This window comes from Gemmiger formicilis, from assembly GCF_018784445.1.
GTDB lineage: Bacteria > Bacillota > Clostridia > Oscillospirales > Ruminococcaceae > Gemmiger.
In genome coordinates this window covers 427,387-445,796 of record NZ_WQOH01000004.1, presented here as the reverse complement: position 1 = coordinate 445,796, position 18,410 = coordinate 427,387, and the positions used below count along the sequence as shown (strand labels likewise).

The following is an 18,410-nucleotide window of genomic DNA, read 5'->3' as shown; positions in this document are numbered from 1 at the left end:
GTAGCGGCCGGGCATATCCGGCCACTGCGTTAAATCTGCCCTTCACCCACAAAAGCGCTGCCCCTTGCGAGGCAGCGTTGTTGTGATAAACTATCAGCCCTTTGCCGCGCCGGAGGTGATACCCTCGACGTAGAATTTCTGCATGATGACAAAGAGGATGGAAATGGGGATGGCGACCAGCACACCGCCCGCGCAGAAACGGGAGAAGTAGCTGTTGATCAGAGCCTTTTGCAGCATGTTGTACAGGCCGATGGCAACCGTCCAGTCCGTGCTGATACCGGAGTTCAAGATCATCTTTGCCATAACAAAGTCGGTCCAGGGTATCAGGAAGGAGTTGATAATGGTGTACACCAAAATCGGGCGGGACATCGGGATAACGATCTGGAAGAAGATGCGTGCTTCCGAAGCGCCGTCCAGCTTGGCGGCCTCACGCAGGGAAACCGGAACCGTGTCGAAGAAGCCCTTGCAGATCAGGTAGCCCAAACCGGAGGAACCGGCATAGACCATGATCAGGCCCGCGTAGGAATTCGTCAGGTTCATGTACTTCAAGACGAAGTAAACTGCGATCATGGCCAGAACACCCGGGAACAGGTTGACCGTGACGGACAGGTTTTGCAGCAGCCTGCGGCCCTTGAAGCGGCAGCAGCTTATGGCGTAAGCCACCATCAGCACAAAGCAGGTGGAGATCACGCAGTTAAAGCAGGCCACGACCAGGGTGTTCATGAACCAGCGCGGGAACTGTGCAACGGAGTCCGGCGCTGTCATAATGCTGATGTAGTTCCACAGGGTAAAGCCTTCCGGCACAAAGCGGGTAAAGTTGATGCCCTTATCGGTGGAGAACGAGGTCAGCAGCAGCCAGGCAATGGGCACCAGCCAGATAAAGGCCAGCAGCGCCAGGATAAGATGGCGGATGATGGAGAAAATTGTTTTCTTGACGCGGCCCTGTTTGAGCTGCTTCTGCACGGCGGCATCGTTGATGGTAGTGGTACTCAAGAGAACGTCGCCTCCTTCTTATTGATAAAGTGGAAGCACACAACGGTGAACACTGCGCAGACGATAAACACCATGATGCCCAGCACAGCGGCCATCTTGTAGTTGTAGTATTCTTGCGTCAAGCGGAACAGCCAGGTAACCAGCAGGTCGATTTCCTTGGCGTTGGACTGGGCCAGCTGCTGGTTGTTCGTGACAAACACGTCCTGGGTCAGCAGGTAAATAACGTTGAAGTTGTTGACGTTCCTGACAAAGTCCGTGACGAGCGATGGTCCCTGCACGCTGAGCAGGTAGGGCAGCTTGATGCGGAAGAACATCTGAACCGGGTTCGCACCGTCGATGCGGGCGGCCTCGATCATGTCGGCGGGAATGTTCATTAACACACCCGTAGAAATCAGCATCTGGTACGGTACGCCGATCCAAATGTTGATCATGATGATGGTGAACATGGCCCAGCCCGGCTGGGTCAGGAACGGAATGTAACTAAGGCCCTTGTCCAACAGGCCGATGTTATGCAGGAAATCCGTAACTCCGGCGTTGGCCATCATTGTGTTGAAGATGCCGTTGTTGGAGAAGAAGTTGCGTACCAGAAGCAGCGTAACGAACTGAGGCACGGCGATGGTCACCATGAACAGGGTACGCCAGAACTTCGGGCATTTGGTCTTGTTGTCATTGATGAACATGGCCAGCAGGATGCCGCCGAAGAAGGTGGTAAAGGTGGCAAAGAACGCCCAGACCAGCGTCCAGGTCAACACCTTGGCAAAGGAGTAGCCGAAGGTCGAGGTCATACCGCCGCCGCCAAACAGCGTGAAGAAGTTGGTCAGGCCCACCCAGGTGAACAGGGCGTTCGGGGGCATATGCTGCTGGTCATAGTTCGTGAACGCGACCGCAATCAGGATGAACAGCGGCACGATGGTAAATACCACAACGCCCAGCACAGGCAGGGTCAGCAGCGTGACATAGAACTTTTCATTCAGGTAGACGTTGATGTCCTGTAAGAAGTTGTTCGTCTTTTTGCCCGCTGCGCGGATTTTTTGCAGCTGGTAGTTGGAGGTGACCACCATCATGGCGGCCGCGATCAGCGCGGCAATGACCACGAAGGAAATCATGCTCATCAGCAGGATCTCGAAGGAGTTATCGTAATTGTTCACGACGTTTTTCATCGTCGTAACGTCGAACACCATCTCCATTTTGACAGTGCCCAGCGTGCCGAATTTAGCAAGGTTCGGCGCGCCATAAAATGCCAGGAAGTAAAGTCCCAGACCCTCCACGAGGGTGACAAGGAGCGCTTTCATCAGCTGGCCGTGACCGATATAGCCAAGGCCCCATACCAGGAGCGAAACTTTGGTAAAGATATCGCCTTTTACAAAGGCTTCCCCAAAAGTCTGGAAGAAGTTCTTCTCGCCCGGCATGGCTCGCGTTGCAGTTTTCGCCACAGCGAAGTCCCCTTTCGTTCACACGATCTTCATAAATCATATGGATAAAACAGCCCGCTTGCATCGGTCGTTTTCTACCACAAGCGGGCTGTCTTATCAGATCATTTCTTTATTAATTATTATAGATAGGAGCAGAGATTACTGGGTAACAGGAGCGGTGATACCGGCGACAGCGTCATCGACCAAAGTCTGGGTGTCCTTGCCATCGGGATTGCCGTTGACGCAGATGGAGCCGAGGGTCTCAGCGGAAGCCCAGAAGTTGCCGCCAACGCGCTGCAGGTTAGCGTACTCGGACTGGTCAACAACAGCGGTCAGAGCCGGAGAAGAAGCGGCTGCCAGAGCGTTGGTGTTGGAGGGGCCCTGTGCGCGCTCCTTGAAGCGCAGTTCCTCGTTCTCTTCGTTGGTAACGAAGTCGGCCAGCAGCATAGCAGCACCGACGTTAGCGCTGTGGGGGTTGACACCGATCAGTTTGTAGCCGGAGAAGGAGGCCATCTGGACCTGCTCACCGTTCAGGGTGTAGGTAGGCAGCTTGCAGGCGGCGTAGTTGTCGCCCCAAGCTTCAGCAGCGTCGTTTGCACGCCAGGTGCCGTTGACGCCAGCAACCAAAGTGCCGTCCTTCAGCTTACCAGTGAACTCCTCGTCCTTCAGGGCGATGAAACCGGGGTTTTTGCAGATATCGATGACAGCCTGGGTAACGTCAGCGCCCGGGGCCTCATTCCAGTTGCAGACGGTGTTCACGCCGTCATCAGCCAGAGCCAAATTCAAGCCGGCGCCAGCATAGAAGCTGTACAGGTACCAGCCGTTCGCAACGTCCATAGAAACCTTCTTGCCTGCGGCGGCTGCCTTGTCCATCATCGTGTCAAGACTCTTGACATCGTCCTCGGTGAAGAAGCTCTTGTCGTAGAACATGAAGTAGCCGTTGTCAGCGGTCAGGGGGTAAGCATAGAGCTTGCCATCGACCGTAGCAGCATCGACAGACGCGGGAGTGTTGCGGCTCTTGACATCGTCCGCATTCAGCTGCACTTCCTGCAGGGCGCCTGCCTGAACCAGCTCGTTCAGCTGGTCATCGGCAAAAGCAAAAACATCAGCAGCGGCGGTGGGGTCGGTCAGGACGGTATCCTTAGCCTCCTTTTCGGACTGAGCGCCCAGGTTGATGGTGATCTTGCCGCCGTAGTTGCCGTACTTCTCGATGAACTTGTCGCTGATCTCACGCAGCAGATCCTGATCCTCTTCAGCGCCCCACATGGTCAAGGTAACGTCCTGAGCGAAGGCAGCGGCAGCAGCCTGATCAAGGACATCGCCGGCAGCAGCGGCCTCGGTGGAAGCTGCGCTGGAAGCCTCGGTGGACTCAGCAGTGGAAGCTGCTTCGGAAGTGGAGGTGGCGGTGCTGGCAGAGCCGCCGCAAGCGGCGAGGGACAAAGCCATTACACCGGCCAGAGCCAGGCTGATTTGCTTTTTCATAATGTACTCTCCTTCTTTTAAAAATGTTCTCTTGTGAACACCTTGAGCGGTGCTGCGCAACTAACTTGCGCATCCGCCTTACGTTTTTTAGAATACAGGATTTTTCGCTTGGTGTCAATGTACAGATTATACGTGTTTCGTAATGCGTTTTTGGCTGTTTTGCCGCCGGAAACGGCTTATTCGACGAAAAATACGCGCAACTTGCGCAACTTCTGGGTTGCACAGGGTTGTTTTTAGACACATCTTCCTTGTTTTGTACAGCAATCTGACGTTGCTGTAACTATTTTGTAATTTGATTCGATGATGTCATAAAATAGGAAGTTGCGCAGAGCCGGAAACCATGACACCGCCAGAATGGCAAAACCGCCCCGGAAGGCATTCCTCCGGGGCGGCATGATAAACGCTATTTACTTTGTCGAATCCCGTAAAATGACCTGATACCCTTGCAGCTGGCGCTTCGGCACGTCCTTCCCGGCCAGAATGTCCAGCAGCATCCGGCAGGCAGTGGAGCCGATGCGCTCGGCGTCAAACTGCACTGCCGAGATAGAAGGTGTTATGTCTACGAGCAATTCGCTGTCATACAGGCTTGCCACGCGGATGTCCTGGGGTACATGGATATGCCGTGCCCGCAGCTCCCGCACAACGTCAAAGGCCAGCCGGTCGTCACAGCAGAGCAGGCAGTCGGGGCGGCGCTCCAGCGTAGCTTCCAGTGCGTCGGTGCGCTGTTCGTCGCTCTCCAATCCCGTGTGGATCAGCGTTTGGTCGGCCTGCACACCGAACTCGGCCAGACCTCGCAGATAGCCACGCAGCCGGTCGGCGTTGACGGTATAAGTGCCGCTGCCGCCCAGGTAGGCGATGCGCCGGGTGCCCAACTGCAGCAGCAAGCGGGTCATTTCACACGCCGCACCGAGCTGGTCGTTGTCGGCCTGGGGAATCTCCGGGTCGTCGATGCGGCCGATGGCCACAAAAGGCACACCGTACTGATTCAACAAGTCGATGCAGGGGTCATCCGACATGGTGCGGGAAAGGATGACACCATCAACTTTATGGCTTGCCAGCTGGCGTTCCAGTTGGTCGGTGTCGGTCTCGCTGACATAGCAGAGCAGCAGGTCATACCCGCGCTGCGCAGCCATGGCGCAGATGCCGCCCATACATTTGCGCAGGAAGGGCAAATCCAGGCGGATGAAGTGTTTCGGGATGATGAGTGACAGATTATGTGTTGCGCCCTGTGTCACCGGATGGGGCGGCGCGACCTCGCGCCCGGTCAGCCCGGCGTAGGCAAACACCCGGGCGCGGGTCTCCTCCCCCACGCGTCCTTTGCCGGAAAGCGCACGTGATACCGTGGTTTTCGAGATTCCGAGCGCGTCTGCGATCTCTGCAATTTTCATGGGTGTAGTGTTATTCGCCATGGTGCGCACGTTCCCTCCCTTGCTGAAAATGTTGCGCATGATAGTTGCGCGCAGTTCAAGGGTACCGTTGCATTCAAAAAGTGTCAATCCGCAAACCGCACAAAAAAACAGACGAAAATTTGGCAAGGGTGGCGGGCATGTTCTTGTTTTATATGGTATGTACACACTTGTGCAGGGGCTGCGCATATTGATCACTACGCAAAATCACGTATTATCGCTGCATTTCAAAACTTATTACATATTTTATGAACAATCATTACACAACTTGTAAACATTAGCACTCTACTATTGACAGTGCTAATTCGCTGTGCTATTATAGAGGCGTTCCAAGGGAAACAGGGACGAAAGAACCAGAACCCCAAAGGAACAACAAAGCTTAATTCAAAAGTCAACTGTACGCGCAGTCTACGTTCAGCCGATAAAAATTGGAGGAATGACTTATGATGATGGTTCCGTATATGTTCAATGATGGTTTGATGGATGATTTGTTCAGCGATGCCTGGGCGCATGACTTTGACCGTGCAATGCGCGCTGCCGAACCCCACAGTATGTTTGGCAAACGTTCCGCCAATGTGATGAAGACCGACGTCCGCGAGAACAAGGACAGTTACGATGTGTTTGTCGACCTGCCCGGCTTCAAGAAGGAGGATGTCAAGCTCGACCTTGACAACGGCTACCTGACCATCAGCGCCCAGCGCAATGAGGAACTGGACGAGAAGGACAACGAGGGCCGCTACATTCGCCAGGAGCGTGCCACCGGCAGCTGTGCCCGCAGCTTCTACGTTGGCAAGGAGCTGGAACCCAAGGATATCAGCGCCAAATTTGAGAACGGCATCCTGAGTCTGCACCTGCCCAAGGCCGACGCCAAGAAATTGGAGCCGAAGCAGACGTTGATTGAAATCGAGTAATCGCTCATCTTCCGGGACGCCGTAGCGGCGGATGCGAGCATCGACCCCTGCAAGACATACTCTTCCGGGCCGCAACCCTAAATTCTTAGGGCTGCGGCCCTTTTGTTTTGCCTAAAAGTGTGTTATAATTCCATATAGATGAAATAAAAGTACAGGGAGGTCCTGCCCGTGCCATATTCCGACGAGCATCTGCGCTATCTGCGCCTGCTTTCCCAGAAATACAAGACCGTGGCCGCCGCGGCCAGCGAGATCATCCGCATTGAGGCACTGCTGCGTCTGCCCAAGGGCACCGAGCATTTTATGAGCGACCTGCACGGCGAGCATGAAGCGTTTGTACATATTTTAAACAGCGCGTCGGGCGTCATCCGGGAAAAGATCGACACAGTGTTAGGCCCCGGCGTCCCCGCCGACGAACGCGCCGATTTAGCAACATTGGTCTATTATCCCAATCAAAAATTACCCGAGCTGAAAGCCCGCCAAAAAGACCTGCACGCCTGGTATCGACTGACACTGCTGCGGCTCATCGATCTGTGCCGGTTCGTGTCCAGCAAGCACACCCGCGACCATGTGCGCCGCTGCCTGCCCCAGAATTGCGGCTACATCCTCGACGAACTGCTTCACGCTCACTTTGAGGACCACGACAAGGACCAGTATTACGGCGAAATCATCGAGAGCATCATCCGCTACGACCGCGCAGACGCCTATATTGTTCGTTTCTGCGAGGTCATCAAGCGGCTGGCCGTTGACCGCCTGCACATCGTGGGCGACCTGTTCGACCGCGGCCCGCGCCCTGACCGCATTCTGGACAGCCTGATGGCCCACCACCAGGTGGATATCCAGTGGGGCAACCACGATGTCGTCTGGATGGGCGCGGCGGCGGGCAGTCCGCTCTGCATCATGACGGTGCTGAAAACGACACTGGCTTACAACAATCTCGACACCCTTGAGGGCGGCTACGGTATCAGCCTGCGGCAGCTCGAGCGTTTTGCCCAGCATACCTACGCCGATTCCGATGTGTCGCGCTGGCTGCCCCACGCAGACCCGCGCACCGCTGCGGGTGATTTGACCGCCGCCGCGCGGATGCACAAAGCCGTGACCGTCATGATGCTCAAGCTCGAAGCCCAGGTCATTGCCCGCAACCCGGATTTTGATTTGCAGGGCCGCGACTTTTTAAATCACATCGACTTTGACGCGGGCACAGTGGATTATTTTGGCACGACCTATCCCCTGCTGGACTGCGACTTCCCCACCGTGGATCCGGCGCGCCCCACCGTGCTGACCGCCGACGAGGGCAAGGTCATTGCCGGGCTGGTGCGCAGCTTTGCCGAGAGCGAGCGGCTGCAGCGCCATGTGCAATTTTTGTACGCTCACGGCGCATTTTATAAAATGTGCAACGGCAATCTGCTCTACCACGGCGCTGTGCCCATGACCGAAAACGGCGCGTTTGCGGCCATCACCTTTGAGGGCGTTGCCCGCAGCGGCAAGGCGCTGTTCGACTACTGCGACCGCCGCGCCCGCCAGGGTTACAGTGCGCCGCAGGGCAGCCCTGCGCGGCTGGCTGGGCAGGACTTTTTGTGGTATCTGTGGTGCGGGGCAAAATCGCCGCTGTTTGGCCGCAGCGCCATGACGACGTTTGAACGGCTGTACATTGCCGACCCCGCCGCCCACGTTGAGGTAAAGAACCCCTACTACAAGCACATTGCCGACCCGCGCACCGCCGAACATATTTTGCGCGAATTTGGCCTGGAAGGCGAGGGCAGCCATATCGTCAACGGCCATGTGCCGGTCCGCGCTATTGAAGGCGAAAGCCCCATCAAAGGCGGCGGGCGGCTCATCATCATCGACGGCGGCTTCTGCCGCGCCTACCACCAGCGCACCGGCATTGCGGGCTACACACTGGTCTACAATTCCCGCGGGTTGATTCTTCGCACCCACCAGCCGTTTGAAAACACTGACAAGGCCATCCACGAGGACGAGGATATCACGTCCAAGAGCGAGTACATCTACACCGCACCGCAGCGTATCCTGGTGCGCGATACTGACGAGGGCGGCCGCAAGCAGGCGCTCATCCGCGATTTGACCGCCCTGGTGGAGGCCTACCAGACCGGCGTTATCCCCCAGGGCGTGGCACAGGAATTGTGATTGAAATTTGGGAAAACAGGTTTATAATAGGGTTATATAATACATAAGGAGATGTTCAAACATGGCTTGCACTACCATTCTGGTCGGCAAAAATGCGTCGTATGACGGCTCCACGATGATCGCCCGCAACGACGATTCCGGTTCCGGCCATTTTACCGCGAAAAAATTTACCGTGTTCCAGCCGCAGGACTACCCGGCTGTCTACAAATCCGTGATTTCGGGCGTCGAGATCCCCCTGCCCGGCGACGGCCTGCGGATGACCGCCGTGCCCAACGCCGTGGAGGGCAAGGGCCTGTGGGCGGCCAGCGGTGTGAACGCCGCCAACGTCGGCATGACCGCGACCGAGACCATCACCTCCAACCCGCGCGTGCTGGGCGCTGACCCGCTGGTCAAGGGCGGCATCGGCGAGGAAGATATCGTCTACCTTGTGCTGCCCTACGTGCGCACCGCCCGCGAGGGTGCCCGCCGCCTGGGCAGCCTGCTGGAACAGTACGGCACCTATGAGATGAACGGCATTGCCTTCCAGGATGTGGACGAGATTTGGTGGCTGGAGACCATCGGTGGCCACCATTGGATGGCCCGCCGCGTACCCGACGATGTCTATGTCGTCATGCCGAACCAGCTGGGCCTGGACACGCTGGACCTGGACGACGCTTTGGGCGAGCAGAAGGACTTCATGTGCTCAGCTGATCTGCGTGACTTTATCAAAAAGTATCACCTCGACCTGTCCCAGGACGGTGCGCTGAACCCGCGGGATACCTTCGGCAGCCACGACGATGCCGACCACGTCTACAACACGCCCCGCGCGTGGTATATGCTGCGGTATTTCAATCCCAACACCTTCGTATGGGACGGCCCCGACGCCGACTTTACGCCGCGCTCCGACGATCTGCCCTGGTGCATGGTGCCCGAGAAGAAAGTCACGCCCGAGGATGTAAAGTACGTGCTGTCGTCCCATTATCAGGGCACGCCCTACGACCCCTACGCCGCCGCAGCCGCCGAGAAGGGCATCTACCGCCCCATCGGCGTGAACCGCAACGACTTTATGGCGCTTTTGCAGATGCGCCCCGACGTGCCGGAGGATTTCCGCGCTGTGGAGTGGCTGGCCTTTGCGTCCAACGCCTTCAACACGATGCTGCCCTTCTATGCCAATGTGGACACGACACCGGAGTACCTATCCAACACGACCGGCGATGTCTCCACAGACAACTTCTACTGGGCCAGCCGCCTGCTGGCCGCCATGGCCGATGCGTCCTACGCAAAGTCAGTGTTCCACATCGAGCGCTACACCCTGAGCGTCGGCGCAAAGTCCAACGGCTTCATCAACCGGTACGACGACGCCCAGCGCGCCGAGGCTGACCCCGCCGCCCGCGCCGCCCTGCGCGAAAAAGCCAACGAGGAGATTGCCGCCATGGCCAAGGCCGAGACGACCGACGCGCTGAACAAGGTGCTGTTTGAGCTGAGCAGCGGCATGAAGAACGCTTATTCGCGTTCGGATGCGTAAATAATTCCTACATAATTCATACGAAAGCGAGGGACGCACCTATTGCGGTGCGTCCCTCGCTTTTTATAGTTCTTTCACTACGTACAAAATGCCCTTGTCCGTTTCCTGCGCCGCCGTGGTTCTGCCGGGCGCAAGGCAGGCCGCAGGGTCAAACCCGACAAACCGCCCGCCCTCTACGGTGATGGCCCCATCCCCTACACTGTACAGCAGGTGGTCGGCGCTGTCGCCCTTTACGGCGTACAGGCCGCCGTGCAAAATCACCTGCCCCGCCGCCGCACAGACGGCACAAGACCCGGCACCGCCCAGATAGCGGCCGCCGTACAGGTCCACGCGGCAGCCCTGCCCGCGGGCGTAAATGGGGCAGCCTGCGCGGCTGTGGCTGCGGGCGGTAGCCTGTATCATGCCTTTGCCATGTACTGTCAGGGCCGCGCCGTCGGCCAGCTGTATCGTGCCTTTCAGGCGGTGGCCGTTCAAGTGCAGGGCGGCGGCCTTGCCGGGGGCGATCACACAGTCTATGCAATGGCCGTCGGCGTCGGTAAAGGCGGTGTCGGCCTGCAAGGTGACATCCTCCCCCGCCGCCAGCCGTGCGGCGATCTCGGCCCCGCTCTGCGGCTCCGGCAGGGCAAAGGCATCGCTGTCCCCGGCCCCGGCCTGTTCGCGGCGGTAGGCCCTGAACAACCGTACCGTCTGCACCGCCTGCGAGAGGATCAGCAGGGCAAAGGGCAAAAAGATACACAGCAGATACCCGGGCGTCGTTTTCAAAAAGTTAAAGAACAGCCCCACCTTCGGCAGATGCCCGGCATACCGGCCAATCACATCACTATACGGCACAACGGCTTCATCGTCGGTATCGGTGGTCGTGCCGTAGGTGGTAAACCCCGGTGCGCCGTCGGCAGTGGTGGTCAGGGCGCGTATCTTGTGGGTGACGGTATCGCCGTAGTTGCTGTCGTTGCGGCTGGTAAAAGCAATGATATCCCCCGGCTGCAGGGTGCTGGGGTCCACATGGCGCACAAAAACCAAATCGCCCGCGCTGAAATCCGTTACCGACATCGAATCGGACAGGACGATGAACGCCTTGTAGCCGAACCACTCTTTATCCGTGCGGTTCAAAAACAGGGTGGATACCAAAGTAAACAGCAAAATGCTGACGGATAAAACCGCCAGCACTGCTGCAAAGATACGGACAAATTTGTCCGCCGCTTTTTTCATAAAGATTCCTCGTGTTATCAATCAAAAAGTCCGGTCGGGTTGTTCTTGGTCTGCACAGCGTCGGCACACAGCACAAAGCTCATGCGGGTCTGCTGGGCGGTGTTGCCGGTGTTTTCCGGGCAGTGGAACGACGCTTGCATGGTCCTGGCCTGGCCCACGGCCAGCACAGCGGGGGCCGTGGCGGCGGTGCTGCGGGTCAGCCCGGCCAACGTGCCGGTGTACAAAACGTCGCTGCCGTCGGTCAGCGTCACTTCCAGCACATCGGCCAGCTCGCCGCTCACGTCGCGGAAATAGAGCTTATAGTACACATCCGCCGTGCCGGTATTGGACAGGGTGAAATCCTTGTTGACCGTCATGCCCGGTTCAAACAAATATTCATCCTCGGTCAAAATCGGCTTGCCGCCGTTCAGGTCAATGGCGACGGTGCCGGTGGTAAAGCGGTTTTGGGGCACCTGCACCCGGGTCAGGCCCACAGCGCAGGTCACGACCGCCAGCACGGCGGCCAGCAGCAGCGTCAGCAGCGCGGCGCGGCGGTAAGCGCGGGGATCACTTGCGTTCATGGTCATCCCCCTTTCGCTTGGCAATGACCAGTGCGGCCAGTGCAATGGCAGAAACGGCCATAATGACCACCACGACCGCCAGCGGGAAACTGTCGGAGGTCTGGGGCATTGCGGTCAGCGCTTTTACAAAACCGGGTTTGCCGGTCAGCTGCCCGGTGGCACCGCCCGACGTGGCGGTGCTGTCAGACGCTGCCGGGTCCGTGCCCGGCGCAGGCGCAAGCTCGTCCACCCACCAATTCAAATCGGCGGTCATGGTCAAGTTCTGGTACTCGTTGCCCGCGCTGGTCGGCAGGGCGACGGTGACGCGGTAGGTCATGGCATCGGTGGTATCGGCGGCTGTGCCGGGCACATCCACCGGCAAAACGGCGGGCACATCGGCAAAGGTGCCGCTGTACAGCTGGGTGTTGTTGCAGGTCACAGTCAGCTGCAAGCCGCCCGCAAGGGGCGCGGTAACATCGTCCGGCCCGGCAGAGAAGTAGAGCGTCACCTTGCCCCGGTGGGAGACGTTGACGGTGAACTCTTTCTCGGCAGTGTCGCCGGGCAGCATATTGGGCAGGGCGAAAGCCTGTGCCGCACTGGCATTGCCGCGGTACAGCTCCAGCGTGGCCTGCTTTTGCGGGGCGCGGTGGGCTGTGCGGGCGGGTGCGGCAAAGGCAACCGGACCAGCCTGGGTGGTTTTTTCACTTTGTGCGGATTTGGTTTCGGGCGCGGCGGTGGCCTCGGGGGTCACGGTGGGTTCCGGGGTAGGTTCAGCCGTCGGTTCCGGTGTCGGTTCGGCGGTAGGTTCCGGCGTAGCCGTGGGCGTAGGTTCCGGCGTGGCAGTCGGTTCTGCCGTGGGGGACGGCGTGGCCGCAGGTTCCTCCGCAGTCCGTGCGGCGGGGGTCGGCGCGGCAGCCAGCTGGGTGTCGGGGGCTATGGTTTCCTCGTCGAGGAATACGGGGGCGTCCGCCTCGGGGTCGTCAGATTGCCCGGCCCAAGTGCCGGCCTGGATATCGGCGACCTGCACGGTGGCGGTGCTGGTGAAATAGGCCGACGTACTGCCCACATACAGCGATGCAAACAGCGCCGAACCCGCCGCCGTCAGGCAGAGCGCCCGCAATAGGGTCTTGCGATTGGGATTTGGCATAAAAAGCATCCTTTTAAGGTTTTATTTTACAGCAAGCAAAGGGCGTAAACGATACAGTTTGCGCCCTTTGCTTGCCGCCCCTCCGGGGAGGGGACGGCAAATTTAGAAAGGATAAGATGAGAAAAGCAAATCAGGATGTAAATGCAAACGCAGACTTTCCGCGTTTGCATCATAGCAATCTAAAGACATATGCCCTCGCCTATGCCCTTTGATTGCCTCTCACTCCGAGGAGTGAGAGGACTTGGAAAGGGGTTTGGACTTATACAATAATCAATCCTTGCTTACGACAACCATATCGCCTTCAGGCTTAGCTGTATAGCCTTTAGGACAACAACTCTGCATAAACTCCACTGTCTCATTCTGATAGCTACCGCCTTTTACGACTGTATCCTTCGCCCAATTCTGCACATAAAGGCTTCCCTGAGGGCCGGTAAATGTACCACCGTTGATCTCCATCTTTGCACCGCCGTCGGAAATGGCAATGTATTCGTCAGAAATGATTTTGCCGCCGTTAATCGTTGCAACACCGGTTGAGTCATTGGACAATCCCCAGTAACCGGTAGTACAACGTAATGTGCCACCGTTCATTGTCAGAGTGCCACCAGCGCAGTTTTTAAAACCGTTTGGACTGGCAGTCATTTCGATGTCGTTGATCGTCATGGTAGCTTTTTGTTCGCCGGGTACGGGTATATAATTCCAACCGTTGACAATAGCAAATGATTTACCGTCATTAGCAATCACTTTACCGCCGTTGAAGGTCATGGTACCAAAGTTTTCCACAGTGTGCCATGTATTTCCATCGGCCCCGTCACGAGAAATTGTTCCGCCCTCGACTACACAGACTGCATTATCTCCGTTGCGAAGTGCTGCAGTGTCGTCCTTGCAGGAGATGATTTGACCGCTTTTATCTGCGCTTGAATCTGTCAGAGTAAGATGGCCTTGATTCAGAATGGTGTGCGATTCAGCATTCTTTACAGTGCGACCATTCAAATCCAGGGTTACATCCTTATCCGCAGGGATGACGAAGTTGTTGGTCGTAATGTCGTTCGCCAGCACGATATTGACAGGAGCTGTTGCATCGCTCACAATGGCCTGCAGTTCGTCTCCCGTTGTAACTGAAATAGGATATTCAGCATCTGTATCATAGGTGTTGTCAAAGCTGTCGTTCTCAACAGTATCCTGAGTAGCGCAAACGGTAATGGTGATGCCGTCCAGCGTCAGGCCCTGATAGTTATTGTCGGCATTGGTCTTCATCACGCCCTTGATGTAATATACATCGCTGGTTTCGGTCTTTTTCAGATTCCCGGTGAACTCGTCAAGCGCAGTTCCCATATCGTCCACATCTTTGCTTGTTACCAGATAGAAGTCGATAACATCCAACAGATCGAAATTACCCTCATTGGCGGCGGTAGTGCCCTTGTTGACCTGTGCTTTCCACTTCAAAGCCAGATTGCCCTTGTTGGCAATTCTGAAGCCCTCGGTCAGATAACGGCCGCCCGGCTCCCAGAGAATCTCTTCGTCAGCTTCTGCATCCGTCGTAGCAGCTTTGGTGAAGTTCAGCTTCTCAATATGAGAATCGCTGTCCGCGCCGATAATATCCACTTTCAGATTGCCGGATTCAATCTTGTTGACACCGGTGGATGCCGTGCTCGTAAACCACGCAAAGGTTGACCCGATCAGCAGCGCAGCGGTCAGCGTCAGGGCAATGGCGCTGACAAACAGGCTGCGCTTGACCGATGTTCGGTTGTCTTTCATTTAAATTCCTCCTAATTTTTCAAAACTGTCAAATACAGTTTCAACGAATACCCATATTTTACCACCCGGGGGGGTAAGGCTATTCGCAATTTCACAGAATATACATAAATATTCTTGTGGATTTTTTACAAAAAGGGGAATTTTTGGGGGAAAGCGGCGGTAAAGGGGATGCAAAAGCTCCTCCTCCCCTTCGCTCCGCTCGCCCGGCACAGTCCGCGGGGCATCGGGGACGCCGCCCCCTACATGGCAGGGTGGGAAGCCTCCCTTGTCAAAGGGAGGTGGACGCCGAAGGCGGCCGGAGGGATTCTTGCAGCCTGGCCTTTAATGCCGCTTTCCCGGCAACCGGGCAGGAATCCCTCCGCCTCGCAAAGCTCGGCACCTCCCTTTGACAAGGGAGGCTTTACCAAATTCAAACTATTTTACAATAATGTCACAATCTTTGAAAGAATTTGGCCTTGCTTTTGCGGCAAAATCTTTGTATAATAAATGTCAGGATGGGGCACTAGGAGGCTGACTTAGACCCCTGTTGCCCCATTCAGCCAAAAGTATAGAGAAAGAGGTATATGTAAACATGGCAAATCTGGATTTGACTAAGTATGGCATTACCGGCACGACCGAGATCGTGCATAACCCCTCTTACGAGATGCTGTTCGAGGAAGAGACCAAACCCGAGTTGACCGGCTATGAGAAGGGCCAGGTCACCGAGCTGGGCGCTGTCAACGTTATGACCGGCGTTTACACCGGCCGTTCCCCCAAGGACAAGTACATCGTTGTTGACGAGAACTCCAAGAACACCGTCTGGTGGACCAGCGACGAGTACAAGAACGACAACCACCCCATGACCGAGGCCACCTGGTCTGCCGTTAAGGACATTGCCAAGAAGGAGCTGTGCAACAAGCGCCTGTTCGTCGTGGATGCTTTCTGCGGCGCAAACAAGGATACCCGCATGGCGATCCGCTTCATCGTGGAAGTGGCCTGGCAGGCACACTTTGTCACCAATATGTTCATCAAGCCCACCGCCGAGGAGCTGGCCAACTTCGAGCCTGACTTCGTTGTTTACAACGCCTCCAAGGCTAAGGTCGAGAACTACAAGGAGCTGGGCCTGAACAGCGAGACCTGCGTTGCCTTCAACATCACCAGCAAGGAGCAGGTCATCATCAACACCTGGTACGGCGGCGAGATGAAGAAGGGTATGTTCAGCATGATGAACTACTTCCTGCCGCTGAAGGGCATGGCCTCCATGCACTGCTCTGCCAACACCGATAAGGAGGGCAAGAACACTGCCATCTTCTTCGGTCTGTCCGGCACCGGCAAGACCACTCTGTCCACCGACCCGAAGCGCCTGCTGATCGGCGACGACGAGCACGGCTGGGACGACAACGGCGTCTTCAACTTCGAGGGCGGCTGCTACGCCAAGGTCATCAACCTGGATAAGGACTCTGAGCCTGATATCTACAACGCCATCAAGCGCAACGCTCTGCTGGAGAACGTTACCGTCGACGCCGAGGGCAAGATTGACTTCGCTGATAAGTCCGTCACCGAGAACACCCGTGTGTCCTACCCCATCAACCACATCCAGAACATCGTTCGCCCGATCTCTTCTGCCCCTGCCGCCAAGAACGTCATCTTCCTGTCTGCTGATGCGTTCGGCGTTCTGCCCCCGGTCAGCATCCTGACCCCCGAGCAGACCCAGTACTACTTCCTGTCCGGCTTCACCGCCAAGCTGGCCGGCACCGAGCGCGGCATCACCGAGCCCACCCCGACCTTCTCCGCCTGCTTCGGCCAGGCCTTCCTGGAGCTGCATCCCACCAAGTACGCTGAGGAACTGGTCAAGAAGATGCAGAAGTCCGGCGCTAAGGCTTACCTGGTCAACACCGGCTGGAACGGCACCGGCAAGCGCATCTCCATCAAGGATACTCGCGGCATCATCGACGCGATCCTGAGCGGCGCTATCAACGAGGCCCCCACCAAGAAGATCCCGCACTTCGACTTCGAGGTTCCCACCGAGCTGCCCGGTGTCGATCCCGCCATCCTCGATCCTCGCGACACCTACAAGGATGCTTCCGAGTGGGAGACCAAGGCTCTGGATCTGGCTGGCCGCTTCATCAAGAACTTCGCCAAGTACGAAGGCAACGAGCACGGCAAGGCTCTGGTCTCTGCCGGCCCCCAGCTGTAATTTGAGCGACTGCGCTTAAAATCATAGCATAACACCCCGCCCGCACGTCACGGTTTTCGTGATGTGCGGGCGGGGTGCTTCTATATACTGAAAGACAAGGCCCCCGGGCGCTGCTGTCTGCCAGCACGTCCGGGGGCCTGACGTGTTATAAACGCTGCGTTTCCTTGGCTTTGCGCAGTTCCAGTTCTGCCCGGTACAGCTCGTACTCGGTGCGGCTCATGCAGACCGGGCCGATGGGCGTGTTGACGAGTTGGCGGTCGGTCAGTTCTTTTGGCGCGGCGGAAATGGTGGCTTTGGTGTCCATACCTCTCCCCTCCCCTTACAGGCGCGCCAGGGCGTCGCGCTGCTGCAAGCACTGGACGGACTGGCGGTAGGCAAAGACAAAATAGGCGATCTCTGCGGCGGCAGTCAGCGCCCAGGAGCAGGGATACAGCAGGTACAGCGAGGGAATCGTGTGGAAGTGGGCGAAGATCGTGTAGACCCACGCCACGCGGAATACGCAGGACCCCAGAATAACGATAACGGTGGGGCCGATGGTCTGGCCCAGCCCGCGGGAGGCGGCAATCGTGCAGTCCATGAAAGCCGAGATGCAGTAGGCCCAGCCCATGACCATGATGCGCTTCATGCCTGCGTCGATGACGGCACTCTCGGTGGTGAACAGCGCAAGGAACTGGCGGCCGAACACCAGCAGCCCACCGCCCAGCACCGCGCCCAGCCCAAAGGAGTAGGCCAGCGCGATGAAGTAGCTTTTCTTTACGCGGTCCAGCTTGCCCGCACCGTAGTTCTGGCTCATAAAGCTGGCGCAGGCCATGTAAAACGCCGCCATAGCGTCATAAATCAGGGCATCCGCGTTGGCGGCGGCCGAGTTGCCCTTGACCATCAGCGAGTCGAAAGAGTTGACGCCCGCCTGGATAAACAGGTTGGCGATAGCGAAAACCGCGTTCTGGAAGCCTGCCGGAATCCCCAGCAGCAAAATGCGTTTTGTCGTTGGAATGTCTAATTTTATCTTGTGAAAGTCCAGCGCATAGCAGTCCCGGACTTTTGTCAGCGCGTGCAGGATCAGCCCCGCCGAAACGCACTGGGCAATCGTGCTGGCCAGCGCCACACCCGCGACATCGAGCTTGCAGACGATGACGAAGAACAGGTTCAACACAATATTCAGCGCACCTGCGATAGAAAGATAGGTTAGCGGTTTCTTGGTATCGCCGATGGCGCTGAACACAGCGTTGCCGAAGTTATAGAGCGCCAGCGCGGGCATACCCAAAAAGTAGACGCGCAGGTACAAAATGGCACCGGGGAGCAGGTCCTCTTTGGTATTCAACAGCCGCAGCAGCGCGGGCGAGCCGACCAGACCGATAAACAGCAGCAGCACACCCGCCGCCAGGCTGACCAGCAACGCCGAATGGACGGTCTTGCTGACGTCCTTGGGGTGCCTGGCACCGTAAAACCGCGCCACCAGCACATTGATACCGTTGCTGAGGCCGATAAGAAAGCCGGTGAACAGCGTGACGAACGTTGCCGTGGAGCCGACTGCGCCCAGCGCCGTGGAGCCTGCAAAGCGGCCCACAACGGCAACATCGGACAGGTTGAACAGAATTTGTAAAAGGTTAGACAGGGCCAGCGGCAGACTGACCAGCAGAATTTGTTTGGCCAATGGCCCTTCGGTCATGGATTTGGATTTAGCGGGGGTGGACATAGTAGATGATTATTGCTCCTATTTTTGAAATATGGCAG

Annotated in this window: 14 protein-coding genes; 4 read left to right on the top strand and 10 right to left on the bottom strand. The window is 57.1% G+C overall.

Translation table 11 applies throughout. The features are described 5' to 3' along the window. Positions 1-93 precede the first annotated feature (93 nt). The 4 genes from GPK89_RS02235 to GPK89_RS02220 all read right to left on the bottom strand — a co-directional run bounded on the left by GPK89_RS02235 (position 94) and on the right by GPK89_RS02220 (position 5,296). Positions 94-993 carry a sugar ABC transporter permease gene (locus GPK89_RS02235; protein ID WP_252261402.1) on the bottom strand — a complete coding sequence of 300 codons (900 nt, stop codon included), beginning with the start codon at positions 991-993 and terminating at the stop codon, positions 94-96. Continuing rightward, positions 990-2,426 carry a carbohydrate ABC transporter permease gene (locus GPK89_RS02230; RefSeq protein WP_337757453.1) on the bottom strand — a complete coding sequence of 479 codons (1,437 nt, stop codon included), beginning with the start codon at positions 2,424-2,426 and terminating at the stop codon, positions 990-992. Before GPK89_RS02230 ends, GPK89_RS02235 begins: the two co-directional genes overlap by 4 nt. Positions 2,427-2,564: 138 nt before the next feature. Beyond that, positions 2,565-3,887: an extracellular solute-binding protein gene (locus tag GPK89_RS02225; RefSeq protein ID WP_252261400.1), complete on the bottom strand. Its 1,323-nt coding sequence runs from the start codon at positions 3,885-3,887 to the stop codon at positions 2,565-2,567. Positions 3,888-4,294: 407 nt separating this feature from the next. Next, positions 4,295-5,296 (bottom strand): LacI family DNA-binding transcriptional regulator, encoded by a 1,002-nt coding sequence (locus GPK89_RS02220; RefSeq protein ID WP_215691373.1) that lies wholly within the window; start codon positions 5,294-5,296, stop codon positions 4,295-4,297. A gap of 440 nt (positions 5,297-5,736) precedes the next feature. On the opposite strand from GPK89_RS02220, the gene GPK89_RS02215 reads away from it, so the two are divergent. From GPK89_RS02215 to GPK89_RS02205, 3 genes are all read left to right on the top strand, one after another. Further along, positions 5,737-6,204 (top strand): Hsp20/alpha crystallin family protein, encoded by a 468-nt coding sequence (locus GPK89_RS02215; RefSeq protein ID WP_430750591.1) that lies wholly within the window; start codon positions 5,737-5,739, stop codon positions 6,202-6,204. 168 nt (positions 6,205-6,372) lie between these two features. Beyond that, the gene (locus GPK89_RS02210) at positions 6,373-8,346 is read left to right on the top strand and encodes a fructose-1,6-bisphosphatase (RefSeq protein WP_215691372.1); all 1,974 of its coding nucleotides are present in this window, start codon (positions 6,373-6,375) and stop codon (positions 8,344-8,346) included. A gap of 61 nt (positions 8,347-8,407) precedes the next feature. Continuing rightward, entirely contained in the window at positions 8,408-9,850 is a 1,443-nt protein-coding gene (locus GPK89_RS02205) for a C69 family dipeptidase (protein ID WP_215691371.1), read from the top strand. 63 nt (positions 9,851-9,913) lie between these two features. Here GPK89_RS02205 and GPK89_RS02200 read toward each other — a convergent pair whose 3' ends face one another. From GPK89_RS02200 to GPK89_RS02185, 4 genes are all read right to left on the bottom strand, one after another. Beyond that, on the bottom strand, positions 9,914-11,059 hold the full coding sequence (locus GPK89_RS02200) for a signal peptidase I (RefSeq protein ID WP_215691370.1): 1,146 nt from the start codon (positions 11,057-11,059) through the stop codon (positions 9,914-9,916). Between the two features lie 17 nt (positions 11,060-11,076). Then, positions 11,077-11,619 (bottom strand): hypothetical protein, encoded by a 543-nt coding sequence (locus tag GPK89_RS02195; protein ID WP_215691369.1) that lies wholly within the window; start codon positions 11,617-11,619, stop codon positions 11,077-11,079. Next, positions 11,606-12,745: a hypothetical protein gene (locus GPK89_RS02190; RefSeq protein WP_215691368.1), complete on the bottom strand. Its 1,140-nt coding sequence runs from the start codon at positions 12,743-12,745 to the stop codon at positions 11,606-11,608. The genes GPK89_RS02195 and GPK89_RS02190 overlap by 14 nt, the downstream gene beginning before the upstream one ends. A 270-nt stretch (positions 12,746-13,015) precedes the next feature. Then, on the bottom strand, positions 13,016-14,500 hold the full coding sequence (locus tag GPK89_RS02185; protein ID WP_215691367.1) for a SipW-dependent-type signal peptide-containing protein: 1,485 nt from the start codon (positions 14,498-14,500) through the stop codon (positions 13,016-13,018). A gap of 571 nt (positions 14,501-15,071) precedes the next feature. Between GPK89_RS02185 and pckA the strand changes: the two genes are divergently transcribed. Then, on the top strand, positions 15,072-16,676 hold the full coding sequence (gene pckA, locus GPK89_RS02180; protein WP_215691365.1) for a phosphoenolpyruvate carboxykinase (ATP): 1,605 nt from the start codon (positions 15,072-15,074) through the stop codon (positions 16,674-16,676). 145 nt (positions 16,677-16,821) lie between these two features. Here pckA and GPK89_RS02175 read toward each other — a convergent pair whose 3' ends face one another. Both GPK89_RS02175 and GPK89_RS02170 read right to left on the bottom strand, forming a co-directional pair. Continuing rightward, positions 16,822-16,980 (bottom strand): hypothetical protein, encoded by a 159-nt coding sequence (locus tag GPK89_RS02175; protein WP_215691362.1) that lies wholly within the window; start codon positions 16,978-16,980, stop codon positions 16,822-16,824. A 15-nt stretch (positions 16,981-16,995) separates the two neighbouring features. Further along, positions 16,996-18,372, bottom strand: coding sequence for an MATE family efflux transporter (locus GPK89_RS02170; RefSeq protein ID WP_215691360.1), 1,377 nt, complete (start codon positions 18,370-18,372; stop codon positions 16,996-16,998). Positions 18,373-18,410 lie beyond the last annotated feature (38 nt).